The sequence below is a fragment of the Chitinibacter sp. GC72 genome (assembly GCF_009760905.1).
Classification (GTDB): domain Bacteria; phylum Pseudomonadota; class Gammaproteobacteria; order Burkholderiales; family Chitinibacteraceae; genus Chitinibacter.
Map to the genome: position 1 here is coordinate 38,757 of NZ_VIRW01000012.1, position 21,974 is coordinate 60,730.

Sequence of the window (21,974 nt, forward strand, 5' to 3'; positions counted from 1 at the left end):
GCATATACCCTTTGTTTTGTGTCTGTTGCTAGTGTTGCTCACGTATTCCACCACGAAGCCTGTTTTAATCGAATATCTCAACCGCCATGCCAAGCCGGAGCTCGCCAGTGCTGCGAGCAAGCATGTTTTGTCCAAAGAGCACTCCAGCAGGGAATTTTCTGAATTTGGCCAGCGTGCGCAGTGGCTCTTGTTGTGGTGATTTTTCGGCGGTGTCCGGGTCAATGATGGTCAGGACACAGCGCTCGCAAGGTTTTACCAGCTCGAAAATGACCTCGCCAATCCGGATGCGCCGCCAATGGTCTTCGGCAAAGGCGTCTGCATTACGAATGACCAGATTGGGTCGAAAGCGCAGCATGGAAAAATCCTGCCGTGCTTGCCGGTTCAGCTCGGCTAACGAGCCTTCGCTGATAAGTAGCAGCGGATAGCCATCGACAAAACGGATGGGGACATCGGGGTGATTCTTGACGCGCCGATGCGGCTCCAGCCCAGTCCACATCACGATTGCTGTTTGCTCCAGATAGGCTGAAATCCAGTGATTGAGCTCCTGGGCACCGCTGCGGGCGGAAAACGTGTTTTCCCAGACATCGGCTTGCTGGGGCATAGCAAAAGCAGACAATGGCGTGAAAATATCATTCATTCCCGGAGCGCTGAAGGTAATCCCGCTATCGCAAGGTTCGGCTTTGACTAAAACCAGCTGTGGGTGGGTACGGGCGGTAATGTATTGCCCTTCCGGTGTGGCCACCATCCATTCCCGATCCAGCGCCAAGCCTTCCGGGCTCACCAGGCTGTGCCTGAGCACTTGTGCCTGACCTGATTTGAGCGGGTAGCGATAAAGCGCAGACAGAGTGATTTGCATATTATTTTTCCGGTTGACTGGCGCTAGTGTACCAATAGTGTGGGCGGATAGAGCGTTCTGCCTTCACTGTGATGGTGTTTGTGACCGCAAAATGCACAGCGCCCAGCTCTGCGGTATTGAGCAGGGTGGCATTTTCAGCTCGATAGCGTTCGATCACGGTATGGTGTGGATGCGAGAAGCGGTTCATAAAACCTGCCGAGGCCACCACATAGCTAGCCCGGCTGGCCTGGATAAACGGAATGGATGAAGAACTTTTGCTCCCATGATGAGGCATCAGCAAAATGTCGCTGGGCAGCAAATCATGATTAAGTAACTCAAGTTCTTCGGTTTTGCCAATATCAGCAGGTATCAGCATGGAAAAATGCCCATTGCTGATCCTCAAGACGCAGCTTTGGCCATTATCATTTCTGCTTGTGTAGCCATGTGCCGGCCACAGGATGTCAAACTGAATCCCATCCCATTGCCAGTGCTGGCCTGCCTGACAACGTTGGCTGGATGACGTGTTCCCGACTTTGAACACATCATGGGTTTCGGGCAAAGAATGCAGCAGATGTCGTACAGGCCAGCGCTGCAATAGCAGGCCTGCTCCGCCAATATGATCGTGGTCATTGTGCGACAGCAGCAAGGTATCTAGCTGCATGATATTGAACGAGCGAAAGGCCGGTAGCAGAACGCGCTCGGCATTACCGATGTGCCCGGTGTCAAACAACAGCGCATGGTTTTGTGTTTGCACCAGCACCGCCAGCCCTTGCCCTACATCGAGCACCACGGCGCGAAAGTGCCCGTGCTGTGGTTTCTCTGGCTGATAAGTCAGTAGCGGAAATAGCAGTGCCAGGCCTGTCAATCTGGCCGGAAAACCGGCTGGCAGTAGCAGGATTAAAATGCCGACCAGAGCGGCCGGCAGCATCAGCAGGGGCGGGGGTGGATGTTGCCAGCTGGCCAAGGGCAGGGTAAGCAAATATTGCAAGAAAACATCACAGTAGGCCATTAACTGTGCCGCACATTGCAGAATCAAGCCGCTGGGGTCAAACAAGCCGATTAGGGTGAGTGGGGTAATCAGCAAGCTCACCAGAGGGATGGCAATGGCGTTGGCAAGCGGAGAAATCAGCGGAAAATAGCCAAAAATAACCAGCAACAGCGGGAGCGAGCCCAGTGTGGCTGCCCATTGGCTGCGTAGCCAGTCTTGCCAGCGCGGATTGGGTGCGATCCGGTTGGCGCAAGCCCAGAACAGTATGCCGACGGTCAAAAAAGACAACCAGAAACCAATTGATAGCACAGCCAGCGGATCGAGTAAAACCACGGCACTGAGTGCTGTGAGCCAGACTACGGCCACCGGTATTTGCCGCTGATACCATAGCGCAATCGCAAATATAGCCAGCATGACGATTGTACGCTGGGTGGGTATACTGCATCCTGATATTATAAAATATAGTGTTGCGAGCAATACCCCTGCAATAATGCCCGCCCGATAAGCCGAGGTGTAGTTGAGTAGAGATGGGATTTGCCGCCAGATCAGTTGCGTGAGAAATCCGGCCAGCGCTGCGAGCATGGTGACATGCAATCCCGAAATCGAGATCAGGTGAACAACGCCAGTTTGTGAAAAGCGCCACCATTGCTCGCTGTCTATCTGGCTTTGTTCACCAATCGACAAGGCTTTAATCACGCCGATGTAGGTGTGATCGCCCAGATCGCGATCAATTTTGTCGAGCAAAATACTTCGAAGTCGCAATATGCCTGTACGCCAGCTGCTCCCCTCCAGCGCCTCGAAATTTTTGGCACTTGTTGCTGCCGCTGCAATGTTTTGCTGTAAAAACCACCGCTCCAGATCAAAACTGCCCGGATTGATTTGCCCGCGTACCGGTTTGAGGCGAGCCTGAAATTGCCAGCGCTGCCCCGCTTTGAACATAGGGGCTTTGCCGTAAACGCTGACCTGTATGTACTGAGGCTGCCAGTCCATCTCGCCAACCCCGGCTTCGGGTTGCAGCAGAAAACGGATGCCAAACTGGGTGCGCTGAGGAATGCTCGCAATTTCACCGCGCAGCAGTACTGTTTGCCCGATCAGTGCCGTAGGTACTCGTTGTGATAATCCTTGTTGGGCTTGCCACTGTGCCCAGCTAAAACCCGCGCTTGCCGCGAGCAAACCAAGCGCTAGGTGCGAAATGAAGGGATTGCGAAATTGCGACAAGGGGAGTGTGAATAAGACAATTGCAACAACCGGCCAGTATGAGATGAGCTGGTGCTGAAGCTGGCATAGCATCACGCCGACCACAAATGCAGTCAGAAGCAGACAATATGTCTGTGCAGTGATACACCGTGGAATAATTTGGCTAAGATACATGCTTATTGCTAGCAGATGATTTGTACCGATACCAGCCGGGTAGATTAGATGGTTCTATTCATCGAGATTGAGGCTACTAGGCTCACAATCGGACAAATAACCATGTTGCAATTAATTCGGGGTAGCTCTGCGTAGCTGCTGCAGTATTTTTAAATAATTCAAACGATAAAAAAGGGAGAAGTCATGCGCTTGATGCGGTGTTTGTTAGTGGCAAGTTTGCTTTTGGGTTTGTCTGCGTGTGGTGACAAGGCAGAAAATCAAGGTGGAGGTTCATCGGCAGTAGAGGCGCAGTCGTCGGATCCGCGCTATCAAAATGCGCTGCTTAATGCCAATCCCGAACAATTTAGCCAAATCCTTGCCGACTGCGGCAAATTGATGTTTGGTGAACACCAAGCACCAGAAGAAGTGCAAGTGAAGTGTCGACAAGACATGATTAGCCGCGCCAGTAGTATTGGGCTAACGATTTCCGAGCACGATATTGCTGAACAGCTGGTGAAAGATCGTTATCAGTTTATGCAGCGGGATGCAAAATAAGAAATAGCGGATTATTTTATCTGCCTATTCAGAGCAGGCCTTGATCGCTGTCGACTAGCAAATCAAGGCTGTTGCTTAGGCGCTGGCGCAAGGTTTTACGCGATAGTAGTTTTTCCTGGGCAGCAATTGGCAGGTCGGTAAGGCGAAGAAGGTTTTTCTCAATCATGACGTCGACAATATCTTCGATTACCCGAATTAATGCCGTGTCGGAATGATTAAAGTCGCTGCTGCTCGCGCCCAGAAATGCAACTATTTGTGGATCATGAAGCGCCAACTCTTCGTTAGCGTTATTCTGCTGTGAGCGATAGATGGCCACAATTTCACCGTTTGCATCACGCTCGACAAATACCATGCTAATTCCTTATAACAGCTTGGCAGTCAGTAAGTTGCACTAGACTGCCATGCTGTTTGTAATATGTTATACGCCCAGTTCTTCAACCCAGTTTAATGCTTGCACATGAGCGCGATTAAGCATTTCGGGTGTGATTTGCAGTTGTTCGCACAGCCGAGGAACTTCAGCCATTTCTGCGTCTTCACAGGCCTCAGCCAGCTCAAGGAAGGGACCATAAATACCTGTTCTGGAGAGCAACGCATCGCTCACTGTTTCCGGCAGTATCAAAGTCTCGAGGATGGTATCCATCTGCATATCAAGCAAAACGTCGAGCAAGGAGAACATGCCTACGATAAACAGGTTATCTTTATCTTGCCCATCCAATAAATGAGCGCCCAATAATTCTACCAATCGGCCTCGAGTTACCGCCGTTTTTAATAATGCAGGTGGAGAACCTGTTTCTGCTCCTGCAGTTACCAGTAATAGCGTTAACCAGCGATACAGTTTTTGATATCCCAATATGGTGACAGCGTGGCGGAATGATTGAATTTCACAGGAGAGGCCAAAACCTGCAGAGTTGATATAGCGTAGCAGTTTGAATGACAGTGCTACATCACGCTTTAGTGCATTTTCAATATCGCGAATTTCTGCATTATTGCGCAGCATATTAAGCAAATTAAGGATATTAGCATACCCAGGATTAATGACCTTTGCAGATAAAGTGACTGGATGGGCGAAATAATAACCTTGGAAACAATCCATACCAATGTCCAAACATTGTTTGAATTCTTCCTTGGTTTCCACCTTTTCGGCCACCTGTAGCAGTGGATGCTTGCGCAGTTCTTTGGAAATGGTCGGGATTTGTGCCATGCCAAGTTGCTGAATATCAAGCTTCACATAATTGGCAAACTCGATCATAGATGCGGTCTGGGGTGTGAGGATGAAGTCATCCAGAGCAACCCCAAAGCCCTGTGATCGTAAATCAGATAGCCGATTTAATAATTCAGGCGAGCTTTGGGTTGTCTCAACAATCTCCAGTACCACACGTTGTGGCTGCAGCAGTTCTAAGAAATTACTTTCCAACATTGATTCGGCTACGTTGATGAACGCAATTTTGTCGCCCACAAGCCAGTCTGTTCCCATATTTGAAATGGTATTGACCAAAACATTGGTGCCTGCTTGCATGTCGCTGGAAAAATCGGCGCTCACTGCATCTTTATTCAGCCTGAATAGCAATTCATAGCCAATGATCTGCTGTTGTCGGTTAAGAATGGGTTGCCGTCCAATAAATGCATGTTCTTGCGTCATATCATGATGCCTTAATGGCGTGATCCTTGTTAGTTTTACAGGTAGCTTTTGCTCGAAAACTCAAACTCAATAGTCTTGATCAAAGCAACTCTTGTGCAAATCTAGAAGTTTTAATTGCAGAGTGATCTGCATTAGCAGATGCCAGTAAATCTTCCATATCCAGTACCAGAACGATAGAGCCATCTCCCGATAGAGTGGCTCCCGCAATTCCTTTTGGACGAATATGCTGCAGCGGTTTGATTACCACATCATCCCGGCCAATAAAGCTGTCAACGGCCAGAATGAATGAATGCTCGGCCGATTGCATCAAGACACCAAACTGGGGTACCTGGACTTCTTGCCAGCCAATCAGATTGGCCAAAGAGCGTACGGAGAGAATCTCATCTCGCACAACAATCGTTGCCCGGCCTGAGACTTCCTGCACTTGCTCTTGGCGTATGGTAATGATTTCGCGCACCATCGCTAGAGGCACTGCAAATGGCTGGTCGCATACTTTAACAACCAGAACTGGAAGAATGGCAAGAGTTAGCGGCAGTGAAATAGTGAATCTTGATCCATCACCCACAACCGATTGAATATCGACACGGCCATTCAGTTTCTGGATATTGGTCTTCACCACATCCATGCCAACACCGCGTCCAGAAACGCTTGAAATTTGATCCTTGGTTGAAAAACCGGGTAAGAAAATTAACTGCAATGATTGCTTATCGTCGAGACTATTTGCAGTTTCAATATCAATCAGGCCCTTTTCCAGGGCTTTTCTGCGGATAACGTCAGGGCGCATGCCGCGGCCGTCATCTGTAATTTCAATCCGGATATGATCACCAACTTGGGTTGCGCTGAGTTCTACAACGGCTTTAGCGGGTTTTCCAGATGCAATACGTTCTTCAGTTGTCTCTACCCCGTGATCTACGGCATTTCTAACCAAGTGAACCAGAGGGTCGTTCAAGTCCTCAAGCATTGTTTTGTCGAGCTCGGTTTCTTCACCGGAAATAATCAACTCAACGTCTTTACCCATTTGTCGTGCAAGATCACGAGCAAGACGAGGATATTTTTGAAACAGGCGGCCAATAGGCTGCATCCGGGTTTTCATCACCGCGTTTTGCAAGTCACCTACCAACAAATCCAGTTGACCAATGGCTTCATCAAGTGCTTTCAGTGTGACGCTGTCCATTTTTCCCGACATAATGTCGGTTCTTAATGTCGTCAGGCGGTTTTTTGTTAAGCCAATCTCTCCCGACAAATTTAACACCTGATCAAGCCGAACCGTATCAATACGAATAGTCGTTTCTTGTGTCGCTAATTGTTGGCTGCTAGCTTGTTGTGCTCTTTGTGGCAATGATGCCCCAGATGGTGCGGCTGGTTTGAGTGCCAGCATTGGATCTGATATTGATTGATTCTGTAGGGGTGTTTGCACCGGCTCTATGTAGTTGCTTATTGCTTCAGTCGGTGTTGATTCTTCGGCTGTATTTACTTCATTAAGTAAAGAGTTGTATAAGAGTGGCCAATCATGCCCTGATGCTTCCTGTGTTTGAACTACTGCTGTAGTAGGTTCAATCGCCGGTTTGGGTGTTTCGTGTTGCGTAACAGCACTTGCTACGGTTCTACCTTCCAGTACTGCATCTAACGCCGCTAGTAGTGCCGGATCAACTGGCGAAGGTAAGCGCGATTGAGCCATCGAGCCAAACATTTCTCGAACAACCCCAGTGGCAGCAAGAATCTCATCCATGATTTCTGGATTTAGCACCAATTCGCCATTACGAAGTTTGTCGAACAGATTCTCCGTTCTATGGCACAGGCTCACCATCGCATCTACATTTAAAAATCCCGCACCACCTTTGATTGTGTGAAAACCGCGGAAAATATCATTAAGTAATGCTTTGTCATCTGGCCGTTTTTCCAGTTCGACCAACTTGTTATCTACTTCCGAGAGTAACTCGGATGACTCGGTTAAAAAGTCTTGCAGTAGATCTTCCATGCCTGCGAAATCACTCATGATTTTCTCCTGGCCGAGCACTTAGAAGCCGAGGCTTTCTAATAAGTCATCAACTTGTTCTTGGTTGGTTACTACGTCGGTGCGCCCTTCAGCTTTTACCACAGGGCCATTGAGTAGTCCTGTATCTTCCGCCTTTCCGGCATTTGGACTAAACATGAGCAAGAAGTCCAGTAGATGGGCTTCCATTTCTTTGGCCATTGCCAACACTTTCTTGATAACTTGGCCAGTTAAATCTTGAAAATCTTGAGCCATCATGATCTCAAGCATCTGATTACTCACTTGCTCTGACTGGGAAACCGTGTCTGTCAAATGTTTGCGCGTTTTTTCTACAAGTTGCTTAAATTCATCAACTGATAATTGTTTTGCATAGAAGCGATCCCATTCTTTTGCCAATATCTGTGATTGGGCTGTGATGCTGTCTTGCAAGGGTTTTGCTACATCCAGAGCATTTAGCGTGCGTTCTGCTGCTTGCTCAGTCATTGTTGCAACGTAAGAAAGCCGATCTCTGGCGTCCGGAATTGAACTGGCGGCAGATTCGAGTGATTTATCCAAGCCAAGTTCGCGCAGGGTATCGTGCAATTTGCGGGTTAAATGTCCGATATGTGAGAACATCGACTTGGCTGGTTCAACCATTTCGGTAGAGGCTGTTTGTGGCTCTTGTTGCACAGTTTGTGCAGGGGGCACAGGCGGAGCATCAGCGCTATCGGTTTGATTTGCCTGAACAATGCTGTCAAATAGTGCCTCGAGATCTACGGAATCACCGCCTTGCATTGCTGGATCACTCACAGTCTTCTCCTGCGATTAAATATGTCTAAATTTTATTTTTGATTAAATTTATTTGCCAATATTAGCGAATATTTTTTTCAGTTTTTCATCCAGCGTGGCAGCTGTGAACGGTTTGACGACATAACCACTTGCCCCTGCTGTTGCAGCTTCAATGATGTTTTCCTTTTTCGCTTCAGCAGTCACCATCAACACTGGAAGGTGTTTGAGTTGTGCATCGGCACGTATTGCCTTGAGTAACTCAATACCTGTCATATTGGGCATATTCCAGTCGGTAACGACGAATTCAAATTGCCCATTTTTTAGTTTGTGTAATGCCACTTGGCCATCTTCAGCCTCATCGACATTAGTAAATCCGAGTTCCTTTAGAAGATTTCGGACAATGCGACGCATGGTAGAAAAATCATCCACCACGAGAAAACGCATGTTCTGATCTGCCATAACTTACTCCATTTGCGCGCAAAATAGCTGCGCATTAAATATGTGAATCTATCGCAAAGTTTAGCTAGCCAGTAATGGCGCTAAAGTATCTGCTAGGATGAAAGGATCAAATTTTGCCACGTATGCATCTACACCGACACTGGCACCCATCGCCCTGTTTGCATTGGATGATAGTGATGAGTGCATTACAACGGGAATGCCTTGAAAGCGGTGGTCTGACTTGATATGTTTGGTCAATACGTACCCATCCATTTCGGGCATCTCGGCATCGACTAAAATCAGTTTCAGTTTGTCTTTTAAATATTCGCCATCATGTACTGCACGATTGGCCAAGTTTTGTAACTTGTCCCATGCTTCCTTGCCGTTATTTGCCTGATGATATTTGACGCCAATTTTATCCAGAACACTGACAATTTCTTTTCTGGCAACTAATGAGTCATCGACGAAAAACATGAATGTATCAGAGCTAATGTGCGGTTTTGGCAAATCTGGCACTACTGGCTCGCCAATAACGGTGGACAGAATCTGCTCTACGTCCAAAATTGATACCAATTTTCCATCAGGCAATTCTGTAATTGCTGTAATCAAGGCCTGATTGCCTGCAAGCATGGTTTCTGGTGCGCGTACCTTATCCCAGTCCACACGGATAATTCGGTCCACGTCATGCACAAGAAAAGCTTGGGTATGTTTGGAGAACTCCGTGACGATCATGGTGCCCGTAGTATCACCCTTTGGTACTTCTTGTGTAGATACAAAACGCGATAATGCAATTACAGGAATAATATTGCCACGCAATGAAAGAACACCCTCTACTCCATGAGGCATATTTGGTGTTTTTGTTATTTTTGGTGTTTGAGATACTTCGCGTACTTTAAATACATTAATCCCAAATATTTCTCTCGTTCCAAGTGTAAATAACAATATCTCCATTTTATTGGAGCCTGCCAACTTGGTACGTGCATCAACAGTATCTAGTAAATTGGTTTGTTCTGGCTTGCTCATAGCAAATGCTCCAAATCGGATGACGACTAGTTTGTTGATTCGTTGCGTAACAAGAAGTTGGCAATGCTTTGTGACAGTTTATGAGGCTCAAATTTCGCTACATATCCATCAACACCAACAGACTGTCCCAGTTTTTGGTTGGACAAACCAGAAAGTGAAGAGTGCATCAATACTGGGATGCCAACAAAACGCGGATCACTTTTGATTTGTTTTGTGAGCATGTAACCATCCATTTCCGGCATTTCTACGTCAGTTAGAACAAGCTGGATCATGTCTTTGACCATAAGACCTTGTATTTCTGCTGACTGTGCAATTAGTAGCAGTTCTTCCCATGCCCGTTTTCCATTGATGGCATGTAAATGACGAATATTCATTGCGTCCAGCGTTTGCTCAATTTGGCTTCGCGCAACGAGTGAGTCATCCGCAAAAAATACCGTCTTGTTAATTACTTTTTGATTTTGTACTACGGTTGATGTATCAACCCGATTGCTGTGCTGCGTGGTTTCAGCCAATACTTTTTCAACATCCAGCATCATAACCAGTTTGCCATTATCAAGCTCGGTAACTGCAGTGACCAAGCCTCCCATCTGCATGGTCAACATGTCTGGGGGGACGCGCATCACTGACCAGTCTAATCGCAAAATGGTATCAACAGCTTCAACAAGGAATCCTTGTGTATGGCCGTTGTACTCTGAAACGATCATGATTTCTGGACGGCTCTCTGTCTGAATGCCTGCGTAGCGCGCGAGATCAATGACCGGGACCAGTGATCCACGCAGACTAACCATGCCTTCGACCGAAGAGGGCATATCGGGAGCCTGGGTAATTTCAGGGGTTCGCATGACCTCACGTACTTTGAATACATTGATTCCAAACGTTTCACGTCGACCTGAACGCTGATCCAAGCCTAATGTAAACAGCAGAATCTCTAGCTTATTTGTGCCTGCTAGCTTGGTGCGGGCATCAATGTTTTTGAGAAGGTCTGACACGAGGTTGCTCCATTTGGCTGCAGTTGAGGGACGTTGTGATATATCGACAAAATTTCATACTTATTTAGCATCATCAGCTTGATAGCGACGCTGGTTGATCCGCTTTCGGGCGCGATATGATGCTCATTAAAATGAATTGCAGCTACGTCGATTAAGGCATTTATAATGCAAAAACGGCAAAGCAACAAGGACGCTTTTTTCGTGTCAATCAAAGAATCGCAACTTAACTCCAAAGAGCTGGAAGAGGCATTTACGCTTTTTACAGAAGCTTCTCATCAATTATCAAATGCTTATGCAGATCTGCAACAGGACGTTGCAACCCTCACGGGGCAGCTAGCTGTAGCCAATGGCAATCTGAAAAAACAGTATGAAGAGAAGGCAGTGTTGTCACGACGTCTCACTTTGTTACTTGATCGATTGCCTGCAGGGGTTGTTGAAGTGGCTGAGTCGGGAGTCGCTGTACGCTGTAATCAGCGTGCTCATGACTTGCTCAATCAGTCAATTATTGGCTTGAGCTGGGTGGAGTTCTTTACACAGTTTTTTTCAGAGGTGTCAGAGTCTGGGATTTGGCGATTTCAGAACCAAGATGTTCAGGCTTATTTTTCAATCGAGCAGGTGCGTATCGAAGAGGAGTCGGTTTCCGTTGTGCTTTTGCATGATGTAACCGCTTCAGTAGAAATGCGTGAAACCTTGCAGCGAAACAGTCGTCTGGTCGCCATGGGTGAAATGGCCGCAGGCTTGGCACATCAATTGCGAACTCCCTTGGCTGCGGCATTATTATATGTTGGTCATTTGCAGCGTGAGCAATTGCAAGATAGCGATAGAATACGTTTCTCGGCAAAAGCAATTGATCGTTTGCAACGATTGGAAGCTTTGGTTCAGAATATGCTTCTATTTGTCCGTGGCAAGCCGCATGAAGTGGCGGCTATTGATATCTCCGATGTCGCTCTGGATGCGATTTCAGAAGTGAAGTCGGTCTTTGAGCCTGCGGGTTTAAGTATTGTTCTAAATAATCAGGGCTCAGGATGTTTTGTGTTGGCTAATTTTAAAGAGCTAAGCGGTGCGATTGGCAATTTGCTGGAAAATGCGTGCCAAGCTTCCGTGCCCGGGCAGCAAGTTATCTGCTCGATAGTACAATGTGAGAGTGCTGTTGAAATCGTGGTACAGGATTATGGAGCCGGCATCCCTGACGCTGTTTTGAGCCGCTTGTTTGAGCCATTCTTTACAACGCGGAAAGGTGGAACTGGCTTGGGCTTGGCTATTGTAAGGAATTTGATTTCGAGTTATGGCGGTGAAATATCTGTTACATCAACTCCAAATTTAGGTAGTGTTTTCAAGATTTGCTTGCCTCGGGTGCCCGACACAACTAAGGTGTTAGCACAAAGTTAGGTTTGTTTTTTCCAGACTCGGTGGTGCTTTTTGACCCCTGTCAAATTTTAAATATAGCTCAGTAAAAGGTTGGTGTGAGAATGACTCCTACGGTACAAATTGAAGGCAGTGTCGGCCGAGTAATCTTGTCGGGGCAATTTGATTTCAGTGCTCATCGTGAGTTTCGTCAAGTATGTGAATCCATTATTGCCAACGCTGATATTAAAGAAGTTCTGGTTGATTTCCAGAATGTTAACTACCTAGATAGCTCCGCTTTGGGGATGCTACTGCTACTGAAAGAAAAAATTGCGGCAGCCAGCAAGACCCTAGCTTTGGTCAATTGCCGTGACACCGTCAAGCAAGTTTTGGAGATTGCTTGCTTTGGTAAAATCTTCACGATTCGTTAAGACAGGGCTGTTATGAAGATCTTGGTGGTCGACGATACCGAAGCAATCTTGTTATTGATTTCGCGATTCGTTGAAGCGCTGGGTCATCAGGCTCTTATCGCCCGAAACGGTCAGGAAGCAATCAATGTCTGGCGCCAAGAGCAGCCAGACTTGGTTCTGATGGATGTCATGATGCCCGTCATGTCAGGGCCTGAGGCATCTGTCCAGATTAAAGCTGAGGCTGGTGCGACCTGGGTACCGATTGTCTTTGTCACGGGGGTTGGCGAAGAAAATGCGCTGGCCGATGCTATTGAGCGCGGCGCAGATGATTACATCAACAAACCAGTCAATTTCCGGGTACTTGAGGCAAAGTTAAAGGCCTTCGGCCGGACTTTGGACTTGAACCGTAAGGTTCGTGAGCAATCGCAAACCCTTGCCGATTATTACGAGCGCGCCGAGGAAGAGAAGCGGGTTGTTCGTCACTTGATGGATCAAATGGTCAATTCGGAACGCCTGGCTGATCCGCAGTTTGACTATTGGCTCTCTCCAGCAGAAAGTTTGTCGGGCGATTTGATTGCTGCTGCCCGAACTCCCGGCCAGGCATTGCATATTCTACTCGCCGATGGGATCGGTCATGGCCTGACGGCGGCCTTGAATGTCCTGCCGCTGACTCAGCCGTTTTACAGTATGACCGAGAAGGGGTATTCCATTACGGATATCCTGTTTGAAATGAATGCAAAAATTCGGCAGGTACTGCCGATTGGCCGTTTTGTCTGCGTATCGCTTATTTCAATTGATGAAGTAGGCGGTACAGTGGAAATCTGGAATGCGGGAATGCCGCCAATCCAGATCTTGGATCAGCAGCGCCAAGTTGTGCGTGTATGCAGCTCGAGCAATTTGCCACTTGGAATCGTGCCTTCCCATTCTCTGGATCTGGTCCCCGAACGTATTTATTACAAACAACCCGGTTATATTGTTGCTTATTCCGATGGGTTGGTTGAAGCGCGTAATGCAGGCAAAGCAGAGTTTGGTTTGCCGACCTTGCTAGATTCCTTGTCACAATCTGATGATCGTCAGATGTTGGCTCGGGTGCAAGCCGAGTTTTTGCAATTTCTGGATGGCGAGCAGCATCACGACGACGTTTCTTTGGTGGTCGCGCGATTTGGTATGGATGTGCAGGCCGCCAAAACCGAACTTGAAGTGCAGGCTGTCGAAGCCCGATTTGATGAAATCTCGGCAGATTTTAATCTGCTGGCCGAATGCAGCTGGCGCTATAGCCTGATTCTAAGCGCGCAAGAGCTGCGGTACGTCAATACCATTCCGTTCATGATGTCTTTTGTGAAAGAAATCAAATCACTGGCTCATGTGCAATCTGATGTTTTTCTGATTTTGACCGAGCTGTTTGTGAATGCGCTCGATCATGGCTTGCTGCTGCTTGATTCGGCCATCAAGACGCAGCCCGACGGCATGGAAGAATATCTGGCGCAACGGGCTGAGCGTCTGGCCAACTTGCAGGAAGGTCGTATTGAGATTGACCTGATGGGGCTGAAATACAAAGACGCTGAAGTTTTGAAAATCCGGGTCAAAGACAGTGGCGAGGGCTTTGACTGGTCGAATGCCTTTCAAACTCCGGTAAGTCATACATCCCATCCATCAACGGCCTTTGGACGAGGTATTTCCCTTGTTCGTGCACTGTCGCTGAAGGTTCAGTTTAATGGTCTGGGTAATGAGGTTGAAGTTTATTACTTACCCGCCCCCAGTCCAAAGCACTGAGGCAGCTTGAGTTGCGTGATCGCCGGTTCTGCGCAAAATCATCACAAATAATGAGCCAGGCTAGCTAGGGCAAAGCAGCCTGTCCACGCCGTTATCAGCAATATCCAGGCTGCCTGTCGTTTTCTATGCAAGCCAATTGCTAGCAGTGCCAGCCACACAAAGGTCGCTGCAGTTCCCCAGTAATTATTCCCTATGCCCAGCAAATAGCTATTGCTCACGCCCAGTAGCAGCCAAGGTGCACTGGCCAGCATGCATTTATGCGGCAGACTGGCTTCTTGATCGGGGGCCAGGCTGGGCAGGGCTTGCAGTAAGGGGCCGATAAATGCCTCTGGCTCGTGTTTGATTCCTTTCACCAAAGCCAGACTTGGGCCGCTGGCTATTCCGGCGGCCAGCAGAATACTAGGTAATCCCAGGCTCGATTCTGCGCCGGGTAGCGGGTCGATCTGCTCATCGACTGGTCTGGGTTTGGCTTGTCGGTACACGCGGATAATTTGCCAGCTTGCGCCGCCTAGGCCCAGGCACCAGGTGGCAAATTGCAAGCTGGCCGGCAGACGTTGAAATCCAAGCAAAAGCGCCAGCATACAGCCGGTAAACAGTAGGGCATCGTTGCTTTTTTGCTGGAAAAAATCGGTGATGTATCTGGCGCTGCCCTGATAAAGCAAGATGCCGCGGATATTAAGCCTCAGGAGTATTGGGCTGAGTAGCTTGATTCCAAAGAGTTTTAGGCATATACCCATGGTTTTTGTGCGGTAGTTTTTTTCGGTGGCTGGTAAGGCCTGAGCGATTTCCAGCCAGTACCACTGGCGCGCATGGCCGGATTCCAGATCGGAGATCTGCTGAATAATCTGCTTCTGTTCGCCAGGGCTGAATGCTTTGGGGCGCATCTTAACGTAGCCAGAAATCGCACAAAATGGCTAGAAATAGCAGCGCACCTATCCGGTTATTGCTGAGAAATGCTGCAAAGCAGGCGGCTCTGTCGCGGTGACGAATTTGCGGATATTGTGACGCCACCAGCAGGGCGCAAGCACCCAGCCCAAGATAGTAAGCGTAACCCATTCCCGACTCGATCCCGATCCAGCCCATCAGTAGCAGAAATCCGGTGTGGCAGAGCATCACCGCCAGTACATCGTGCCTGCCAAAAGTAATGGCCGATGTTTTGATCCCGATTTTCAAATCATCAGGCTTATCAACAATGGCGTATTCGGTGTCGTAAGCAATGGTCCAGAGCAGATTGGCCAGCATGAGTACCCACGCGATCAGTGGCACCGCCCCGGTCTGCGCTGCAAAAGCCATCGGAATCCCAAAACTGAAGGCAATGCCAAGATAGGCCTGGGGAATGGCCAGAAAGCGCTTGGTGAAGGGGTAGGAGGCAGCCAGAAAGGTCGCTGGCAGTGTCAGAAGCAGCGTCAGAGTGTTGAGTGGCAGTGCAATCAATAACGCTGTAACGGTCAGCGCAGCAGCCAGATAAAGTGCTTCGCGTGATTTGATCTCACCAGAGGCCAGTGGGCGCAGTTTGGTGCGCTCAACGTGGCCATCGAAATTCCGATCCGCCCAGTCGTTGATTACGCAGCCTGCCGAGCGCATCAGAAATGTGCCCAGGCAAAAAATGAGTAGCAGTTGCCAATCTGGCGCGCCCCGCGCCGCCAGCCATAATCCCCACAGCGTCGGCCAGAGCAGCAATAAAGTGCCGATCGGTTTATCCATCCGGGCCAGGCGGTAATAGGCAGAGAGTCGTTGTTTGTAGGTCATGGCGTTGGCTGGCGATTAAATGGCGCTAAAAATACTTCGGTGACCAACAGCTGATCCCGGCCAGAATAAAAAAACGAGCGGCGCGCCCACAGTGTGGCTGCTTGCGGCCCAGCAGCAGCCACGGCTTTTTGCCATAGCGGATGACGGCGATCGATTTGGCAAAAAGCTAGGCGCGAGCGTTGTATGGTCGGATCGGCAAACAGCAGGGCTCCCAGAGGCTTGCTGCCGGTGCGGCCCAGCAAATGAAAGCCACGGCGCAGGCTGTCTGGGCTGGTGATGCTATGGGCGAAAACCAGCGCCTGATCTGCTGAGCACAAGAGTACCTCGCGCGTGGCGAGCGATTGTGCGGGTGATGAGAAAAACAGGCTTTCGTCCTGATGCGCCGGATATAAACCCTGGCACAGCACGCGCAGTGAAAAATCCGGAAAGTGGCCGATCAGGCGGCGTGTGAGTGAGCCGCGTTCGCTCAGCCAGGGGCGTAAATGGCGGGGGGCGCGTGCTAGCGTGCTGCGCCAAAATACAAAGTCATGCATACGAGGTAAATCAATGGGCAAGGCTTTGATTATGCCACAAGAGGCTGGGCGCTTCTGCCTAGGAATGACCGCAATAAAGTGCCTGTAGGTATGATATTAGGTGTTGCTGGGTATATCGATCAAGCCTTTATAGAAAAAGGCTTGCATGGATATACCCTGTGATTACCGCAGCAGACTCAAGACCTGTTTGCCAGATGCATTGGCTTGCGCCTGCATCGCCAGCTCGGCTTGACCGCGGATTGAGTTTTGGACCTGCTGCGTGCTTTGCGCGGCAAAATCAGTGTCGGCAATCCGGCTGCGCGATGCAGACTGGTTTTCTACGGTTGTGCGCAAACTGCTGATGCTGTTCTCCAGCCCGGATTGAAAAGCGCCCAGATTGCTGCGCTCTGCACTGATACGCTGTAGATCCTGATCGAGCGAATCAAGGCTGGCACTGGCGGCGCTGATGCTGGACAGGTTGATCTGCCCTGTGCTGCTTAAGCCATTGCTGCCGCCCAAATTGCTCGTATTCAGGTTGAGCTGTTGATTGCTGTTTGCGCCGGCCTGGAATGAAAAACCGCCACCTTGCAAAATCGCCTGACCGTTAAATTCGGTATTCCGGATGATGTCGGTATTGCTCTGGCTGAGTTGATCAGCCTCTGCTTGTAGTGCTTGTCGATCGCTGGCTGACAGGGTGCTATTGCCAGCTGCAACAGCCAGTTCGCGAATCCGCTGGGTATTATCGGAAATCGATGAAATGGCACCTTCGGCGGTTTGCGCAAGCGAAACGGCATCGTTCAGATTGCGGATGCCTTGGCTATTGCCGATGATTTGCGCGGCAAAGCGTTCGATAATGGCCGAGCCAGCCGCATCGTCAGCCGCGCGATTGATGCGCTGGCCGGATGACAGGCTGGCAATGGTTTGTGACGCTTGGGTTTGTGAATTTTGCGTCGCGTTGTTGCGCGGCGCTGACAGCGCGTTGAGATTGCTGCTTGAATTGATGACCATCATGCACCTCCGCTTACGGAATATCCAATGCGTTCAGCTATCAAATTACAATGATTTCAGATGTTTAGCGAATCATGGTGACTGACGGTTTGATGCACGATGTAGATCTTAGTTCCAGTAAATGGGCTCGGATTCGATAGCGACGCCAAATTGCGCGAGCACAGCCTGTTGGACTTTCTGCTCCAGCAGTTTCACATCGCGCTGCTTGGCTCCGCCATGATTAACCATCACTAGCGCCTGCTTGGCAAACATGCCTACGGGACCCAGTTGGCGACCTTTCCAGCCTGCCTGCTCAATTAGCCAGCCGGCCGCGAGCTTACTGCGCTGGGGGTCGACGGCGTACATCACCAGCTCTGGATATTGCGCTTTGAGTGCTTGTGCCTGCCCGAGTGCAATAATCGGGTTTTTGAAATAACTGCCTGCATTACCGATTTGGGCCGGGTCAGGCAATTTGCGCTGGCGCACATTGATTACGGCTTGCGCGACATTTGTTGGGGTGGCGGCAAGGCCAAGCGTGGCCAGCTCGTTTTCAATATCGCCGTAGCTGGTTTTGGTTTGATGCGCTTTAGGTAGGCGGAAAACCACTTCCAGAATGCACCAATCCACGCCGCCAGCCTGCTTGAAGACACTATCGCGATACGCAAAACAGCAAGCTTCGCGGTCAAACAGGCGGATTTCGCCGCTATGCAAATGAATCGCGGTCAGCTGGTGAAAATAATCCTTGATCTCAACGCCGTAAGCGCCGATGTTCTGCACTGGCGATGCGCCCACCGTGCCAGGGATGAGCGACAGATTTTCCAGCCCACCCCAGCCTTGCGTCAGTGTCCACTGGACGAATTCATGCCAGTTTTCACCCGCTTGCGCGGCGACGTACCAGGCCGCTTCGTCCTCAGCTTGCAGGATTTTGCCGCGCAAATCCATTTTTAGCACCAGCCCGTGAACCAGCTCGGGTAGGACCAGATTTGATCCACCACCCAGAATAAACCACGGCAAAGCCCGCAATTGTGTATCGGCAATACAGCGCTGCAGCTGGTCAATGCTGCTAATGGCCACAAAGTGCTCGGCGTGTGCTTGCAAACCAAAGGTGTTGAGCTGGGTGAGTGGGTAATGAGTCTGAATCTGTGGCATTGGCGACGGGTGAGTGGGTGATGAAGGCAGTTGCATATTATCCTCTAGCTGGCGATGACTTTGGAGGAAAAATATAGATTGGGGGTATTGCTTTCCGAGTATTGTATGGATTGATTCTAATGGCTATACCCTTGCTCTCAAGGGCGATTGCCCAAGTGCCAGCGGGCGCAATACCATTTGGTTTCTTCCGGGCCTACTTCAACGAGGACACTGCCAAATTTGGATAGCCAGCGCGGATAGGGACCTGCCAATTGCACAAAGGCAAATCCCATCCGTGATTCGATGTTCTTCTTGACGTCTGAGAGCGGTTTTTTAATCAGCGCGCCGACCATGAGGGCGCCAGACTCGGGGACGTTCACAAACACTTCTTCGGTTTGATTACCCGCCAAGTCCGCTTTTTGGGCGTCGAACCATTCGGCTTCACCCCAGGTTCGGATGGGTTGCTGCAGATATTGGCGGAAATAGCTGCGCCAATAATCGGTCGACCATTCGCTGCGGCAGGCCAGCGCGTTTTCAACTTTGTCACCAAAATGGCTGGGGACGGCTGCGTAGGTCGTGGGTATAAAAAAAGCCACCGTTAGACCGAGCAAAATCAGTGATTTTAATCGACCCATTGGTGGCTCCTTTGCGGATTGACGCTAGCGCCAATCTAGATCATTAACCGCTGTTACGCAGGCCTGCTGCAACGCCATTAATCGTTAGATGAACTGCATGGCGCAATTCTTCGCTGTCATCTCCGGCGCGGATGCGCTTGAGCAACTCAACCTGCAGGTGGTTGAGCGGGTCAAGGTAAGGCAGGCGATTGTCCAAACTGCGCGCCAGCATCGGGTTGTCGCCCAGCAGCTCTTCGTGGCCGGTGATGGCCAGTACAGCATCGACAGAGCGCTGCCATTCATCCTTGATGCGACCAAAGATGCGCTTGGCAACGTCCTGATCTTGCACCAGTTCCGAATAGCGGGCGGCAATTGCGATGTCCGACTTGGCCAAAACCATTTCCATATTCGAGATGGTGGTCTGGAAGAACGGCCAGGTTTTATACAGATGATTCAGCGTTTGCAGGCCTTCATCACCCGCTTCGGCGAGGTATTCGCTGATCGCTGCACCAAAGCCGTACCAGCCTGGCAGCATCAAGCGACATTGTGACCATGAGAAGACCCAAGGAATTGCGCGCAAATCGGAAATGCTGCTGGTGTTTTTACGTGCAGACGGACGCGAGCCGATGTTCAGATTCGGAATTTCCTTAATGGGTGTGGCTTCAAGGAAATAGGTAATGAAATCAGGCGTTGCGTAAACCAGATCACGGTAGAAGCGATAGGCTGCGTTTGACAGACGCTCCATCAAGGCACGGCGTGCCGTCGGGTCTACGTCGTATGGCAGCGGGAAGCTAGCATCGAGCGTAGCGGCGACCAGAATTTCCAGATTGCGTCGACCCACTTCGCGATCAGCGTATTTGGCAGTAATCACTTCGCCTTGTTCGGTAATCCGGATCTGACCGTTTACCGAACCAATCGGTTGCGCCAGAATCGCATCGTAAGCTGGACCACCACCACGGCCTACTGTACCGCCACGGCCATGGAACAGGCGCAGTTTGATGCCTGCCTGATTAAAGACATCAACCAGGGTCAACTCGGCTTTATACAATTCCCAGTTGGAAGTGAGGTAGCCGCCGTCTTTATTCGAATCCGAATAGCCGAGCATGACTTCCTGCACATCGCCACGACACGACAGCAATTGACGCCATTGTGGAATCGCAAACAGTGCCGTCATGATTTCGCCGCTGGCGCGCAAGTCGCCCGTGGTTTCGAACAGCGGAATGATGTTGACCTTGCTGCGTACGGTTGGCGCCAGCGAAACCAGACCTACGTCGTTCAGCAGAACGGCAACTTCCAGCATGTCGGATACCGACGCGCAATTCGAAATAATGTAGTTAGGCAAGACGGCTTCGCCATAACGCGCCTGAATTTCTGCCGCCGCTTTCAGGATGTCGAGCTCTTGCTGAACATCCGGGCTATACGCCACGTCGTGCGGGCAGATCAGTGGGCGCGGGCTGGCCAGTTCGCGCAACAAAACAACGCGGCGGCTGTTTTCGTCCAGCGCCATATACTCTTCCAGACCTGCGCGGTTAAAGAGTTCGCTGATCATTTTTTCATGCAAGCCAGCAAACTGACGCATGTCGATTGGCGCCAGGAAGAAGCCAAAAACCGATACGGCACGCTGCAGGCGACGCAGGCGACCACCTGCCAGTTTGCCTGCGCCATGTGCTTTCAAGGAGCGGGCAATAATAGCCAGATCAGCGCCAAGCTGATCGGCATTTTCGTAAGGTTGTGCGTGAGCGACATCGTGCAACTGGTGATGGAAGGTGCCGATTTGAATCGCAGTAGCAAAAATGCGCGATGCAATCGCAGTCACTGCCAAGCGATAAGGCTCCTCAGTTTTGCGTGCAACGTCATCAGTTGCTGTAGCAGCCAGAGCCGACAAATCCTGATCAACCTGCACCAGACGCGTTGACATCGATAGCTCGCTTTCGAGCTTCAGACATTGTTGGTAGTAGTAATCAAGCGCTACACCGGCCTGACGCGATACGGCATAGCGCATCACATCGGCGGTAACAAATGGATTACCATCCCGATCACCACCAATCCAGCTGCCGACTTGAATAAAGTTGGGCAGGTTAACCTGCTCACCGGTCATTTCTGACAACCGATCTTCCATATCCTGATACAGGCGTGGAATTTCGTGCAGGAAGGTATTGCGGAAGTAGGTGGCACCGTTTTCGATTTCGTCCTGTACAGTCAGCTTGACTGTACGCACTTCACGGGTTTGCCACAAAGTCAGCATCACGCGTTCCATCGCTTCCTGATTGGCGGCGATTTCTTCAGGCGTCATTTGGCTGCGGTCACGTTGTGTGAGCAAGTCGGCCAAAGCGCGGTGGCATTCCAGAATAGTCTTGCGTTTGACCTCGGTCGGGTGCGCAGTCATGACTGGTGCAATCAGCGTGTCGGCCAGCATGGACAAAATTTCTGATGGCTTGACGTTACGGTCAGTCAATGTTTCCAATACGGCTGAAATGCTGCCACGCTGCGCTTTTGAACCTGCAATCTTGTGAGCACGGCGGCGGCGATTGTGGTGCAAATCCTCTGCTATATTGGACAAGTGCGAGAAATAACTGAAGGCCCTGACCAAGGCCATCGTGGTCGGCATGTCCAGAGTAGACAATGAGCGCGCTAGCGCTTTGCCTGCGTCAGGGTCATGTGCCTGAACGTAGCGAACCGCAAGCTCACGAATCGATTCGATTTGCTCTGCGGTGGCCGAACCGGCCTGTTCGCGAATAGTGTCAGACAACAGGGCGGCGAGCAGATCCAAATCACGCTTGAGCGGTAGATCCTTTTCAGCAATAGGTTCGATCACAGACATGGCAATCCAATTTCGGCAAATTCAAGACAAAAAAATTTTGAGCATTCTATCAAAAACT

At 49.9% G+C, this 21,974-nt stretch carries 20 protein-coding genes; 4 read left to right on the forward strand and 16 right to left on the reverse strand.

Annotation, left to right across the window (positions count from 1 at the left end; all coding sequences use genetic code 11):
* Window positions 1-64 precede the first annotated feature (64 nt).
* Entirely contained in the window at window positions 65-856 is a 792-nt protein-coding gene (locus FLS37_RS11050) for an MOSC domain-containing protein (protein ID WP_157669986.1), read from the reverse strand.
* Window position 857: 1 nt separating this feature from the next.
* Window positions 858-3,194 (reverse strand): DNA internalization-related competence protein ComEC/Rec2, encoded by a 2,337-nt coding sequence (locus FLS37_RS11055; protein WP_308418761.1) that lies wholly within the window; start codon window positions 3,192-3,194, stop codon window positions 858-860.
* Between the two features lie 207 nt (window positions 3,195-3,401).
* On the opposite strand from FLS37_RS11055, the gene FLS37_RS11060 reads away from it, so the two are divergent.
* Entirely contained in the window at window positions 3,402-3,728 is a 327-nt protein-coding gene (locus FLS37_RS11060; RefSeq protein ID WP_157669988.1) for a hypothetical protein, read from the forward strand.
* Window positions 3,729-3,756: 28 nt separating this feature from the next.
* On the opposite strand, the gene FLS37_RS11065 is transcribed toward FLS37_RS11060, so the two are convergent.
* From FLS37_RS11065 to FLS37_RS11095, 7 genes are all read right to left on the reverse strand, one after another.
* Window positions 3,757-4,080 carry a hypothetical protein gene (locus FLS37_RS11065; protein ID WP_157669989.1) on the reverse strand — a complete coding sequence of 108 codons (324 nt, stop codon included), beginning with the start codon at window positions 4,078-4,080 and terminating at the stop codon, window positions 3,757-3,759.
* A gap of 66 nt (window positions 4,081-4,146) precedes the next feature.
* Window positions 4,147-5,367, reverse strand: coding sequence for an EAL and HDOD domain-containing protein (locus FLS37_RS11070; RefSeq protein WP_157669990.1), 1,221 nt, complete (start codon window positions 5,365-5,367; stop codon window positions 4,147-4,149).
* 79 nt (window positions 5,368-5,446) lie between these two features.
* On the reverse strand, window positions 5,447-7,363 hold the full coding sequence (locus FLS37_RS11075) for a chemotaxis protein CheA (protein WP_157669991.1): 1,917 nt from the start codon (window positions 7,361-7,363) through the stop codon (window positions 5,447-5,449).
* A 21-nt stretch (window positions 7,364-7,384) separates the two neighbouring features.
* Window positions 7,385-8,149, reverse strand: coding sequence for a protein phosphatase CheZ (cheZ, locus tag FLS37_RS11080; protein WP_157669992.1), 765 nt, complete (start codon window positions 8,147-8,149; stop codon window positions 7,385-7,387).
* A gap of 48 nt (window positions 8,150-8,197) precedes the next feature.
* A complete protein-coding gene (gene cheY / locus FLS37_RS11085) occupies window positions 8,198-8,587 on the reverse strand; it encodes a chemotaxis response regulator CheY (RefSeq protein WP_157669993.1) in 390 nt (129 codons plus the stop codon).
* 60 nt (window positions 8,588-8,647) lie between these two features.
* Window positions 8,648-9,589 carry a chemotaxis protein gene (locus tag FLS37_RS11090; protein ID WP_157669994.1) on the reverse strand — a complete coding sequence of 314 codons (942 nt, stop codon included), beginning with the start codon at window positions 9,587-9,589 and terminating at the stop codon, window positions 8,648-8,650.
* 26 nt (window positions 9,590-9,615) lie between these two features.
* Window positions 9,616-10,578: a chemotaxis protein gene (locus tag FLS37_RS11095; RefSeq protein ID WP_157669995.1), complete on the reverse strand. Its 963-nt coding sequence runs from the start codon at window positions 10,576-10,578 to the stop codon at window positions 9,616-9,618.
* 165 nt (window positions 10,579-10,743) lie between these two features.
* Here FLS37_RS11095 and FLS37_RS11100 point away from each other — a divergent pair, with 165 nt between their 5' ends.
* The 3 genes from FLS37_RS11100 (at window position 10,744) to FLS37_RS11110 (ending at window position 14,105) form a co-directional block, all read left to right on the forward strand.
* A complete protein-coding gene (locus FLS37_RS11100) occupies window positions 10,744-11,967 on the forward strand; it encodes a PAS domain-containing sensor histidine kinase (protein WP_157669996.1) in 1,224 nt (407 codons plus the stop codon).
* An 80-nt stretch (window positions 11,968-12,047) separates the two neighbouring features.
* On the forward strand, window positions 12,048-12,353 hold the full coding sequence (locus tag FLS37_RS11105; protein ID WP_157669997.1) for an STAS domain-containing protein: 306 nt from the start codon (window positions 12,048-12,050) through the stop codon (window positions 12,351-12,353).
* A 12-nt stretch (window positions 12,354-12,365) separates the two neighbouring features.
* Window positions 12,366-14,105, forward strand: a complete 1,740-nt coding sequence (locus tag FLS37_RS11110; protein ID WP_157669998.1) for a fused response regulator/phosphatase — start codon at window positions 12,366-12,368, stop codon at window positions 14,103-14,105.
* Between the two features lie 41 nt (window positions 14,106-14,146).
* Here FLS37_RS11110 and FLS37_RS11115 read toward each other — a convergent pair whose 3' ends face one another.
* From FLS37_RS11115 to ppc, 7 genes are all read right to left on the reverse strand, one after another.
* Complete coding sequence (locus tag FLS37_RS11115) at window positions 14,147-14,989, reverse strand: hypothetical protein (RefSeq protein WP_157669999.1); 843 nt, start codon at window positions 14,987-14,989, stop codon at window positions 14,147-14,149.
* 1 nt (window position 14,990) lies between these two features.
* Window positions 14,991-15,854 carry a 4-hydroxybenzoate octaprenyltransferase gene (gene ubiA, locus FLS37_RS11120; protein ID WP_157670000.1) on the reverse strand — a complete coding sequence of 288 codons (864 nt, stop codon included), beginning with the start codon at window positions 15,852-15,854 and terminating at the stop codon, window positions 14,991-14,993.
* On the reverse strand, window positions 15,851-16,387 hold the full coding sequence (locus FLS37_RS11125) for a chorismate lyase (RefSeq protein WP_157670001.1): 537 nt from the start codon (window positions 16,385-16,387) through the stop codon (window positions 15,851-15,853). The genes ubiA and FLS37_RS11125 overlap by 4 nt, the downstream gene beginning before the upstream one ends.
* Window positions 16,388-16,549: 162 nt before the next feature.
* Window positions 16,550-17,377 (reverse strand): flagellin, encoded by an 828-nt coding sequence (locus tag FLS37_RS11130; RefSeq protein ID WP_157670002.1) that lies wholly within the window; start codon window positions 17,375-17,377, stop codon window positions 16,550-16,552.
* A 105-nt stretch (window positions 17,378-17,482) separates the two neighbouring features.
* On the reverse strand, window positions 17,483-18,538 hold the full coding sequence (murB, locus tag FLS37_RS11135; protein ID WP_232522571.1) for a UDP-N-acetylmuramate dehydrogenase: 1,056 nt from the start codon (window positions 18,536-18,538) through the stop codon (window positions 17,483-17,485).
* Window positions 18,539-18,639: 101 nt separating this feature from the next.
* Window positions 18,640-19,116 carry a hypothetical protein gene (locus tag FLS37_RS11140; protein ID WP_157670003.1) on the reverse strand — a complete coding sequence of 159 codons (477 nt, stop codon included), beginning with the start codon at window positions 19,114-19,116 and terminating at the stop codon, window positions 18,640-18,642.
* A gap of 43 nt (window positions 19,117-19,159) precedes the next feature.
* Window positions 19,160-21,916 (reverse strand): phosphoenolpyruvate carboxylase, encoded by a 2,757-nt coding sequence (gene ppc, locus FLS37_RS11145; RefSeq protein ID WP_157670004.1) that lies wholly within the window; start codon window positions 21,914-21,916, stop codon window positions 19,160-19,162.
* Window positions 21,917-21,974: the final 58 nt, after the last annotated feature.

Bases quoted from the DNA above. Each gene is read 5' to 3' on its own strand.
- FLS37_RS11050 (WP_157669986.1), bottom strand. From the start codon at position 856: ATGCAAATCACTCTGTCTGCGCTTTATCGCTACCCGCTCAAATCAGGT.
- FLS37_RS11055 (WP_308418761.1), bottom strand. From the start codon at position 3,194: ATGTATCTTAGCCAAATTATTCCACGGTGTATCACTGCACAGACATAT.
- FLS37_RS11065 (WP_157669989.1), bottom strand. From the start codon at position 4,080: ATGGTATTTGTCGAGCGTGATGCAAACGGTGAAATTGTGGCCATCTAT.
- FLS37_RS11070 (WP_157669990.1), bottom strand. From the start codon at position 5,367: ATGACGCAAGAACATGCATTTATTGGACGGCAACCCATTCTTAACCGA.
- FLS37_RS11075 (WP_157669991.1), bottom strand. From the start codon at position 7,363: ATGAGTGATTTCGCAGGCATGGAAGATCTACTGCAAGACTTTTTAACC.
- cheY (WP_157669993.1), bottom strand. From the start codon at position 8,587: ATGGCAGATCAGAACATGCGTTTTCTCGTGGTGGATGATTTTTCTACC.
- FLS37_RS11090 (WP_157669994.1), bottom strand. From the start codon at position 9,589: ATGAGCAAGCCAGAACAAACCAATTTACTAGATACTGTTGATGCACGT.
- FLS37_RS11100 (WP_157669996.1), top strand. From the start codon at position 10,744: ATGCAAAAACGGCAAAGCAACAAGGACGCTTTTTTCGTGTCAATCAAA.
- FLS37_RS11105 (WP_157669997.1), top strand. From the start codon at position 12,048: ATGACTCCTACGGTACAAATTGAAGGCAGTGTCGGCCGAGTAATCTTG.
- FLS37_RS11110 (WP_157669998.1), top strand. From the start codon at position 12,366: ATGAAGATCTTGGTGGTCGACGATACCGAAGCAATCTTGTTATTGATT.
- FLS37_RS11115 (WP_157669999.1), bottom strand. From the start codon at position 14,989: ATGCGCCCCAAAGCATTCAGCCCTGGCGAACAGAAGCAGATTATTCAG.
- ubiA (WP_157670000.1), bottom strand. From the start codon at position 15,854: ATGACCTACAAACAACGACTCTCTGCCTATTACCGCCTGGCCCGGATG.
- FLS37_RS11125 (WP_157670001.1), bottom strand. From the start codon at position 16,387: ATGCATGACTTTGTATTTTGGCGCAGCACGCTAGCACGCGCCCCCCGC.
- FLS37_RS11130 (WP_157670002.1), bottom strand. From the start codon at position 17,377: ATGATGGTCATCAATTCAAGCAGCAATCTCAACGCGCTGTCAGCGCCG.
- murB (WP_232522571.1), bottom strand. From the start codon at position 18,538: ATGCAACTGCCTTCATCACCCACTCACCCGTCGCCAATGCCACAGATT.
- FLS37_RS11140 (WP_157670003.1), bottom strand. From the start codon at position 19,116: ATGGGTCGATTAAAATCACTGATTTTGCTCGGTCTAACGGTGGCTTTT.
- ppc (WP_157670004.1), bottom strand. From the start codon at position 21,916: ATGTCTGTGATCGAACCTATTGCTGAAAAGGATCTACCGCTCAAGCGT.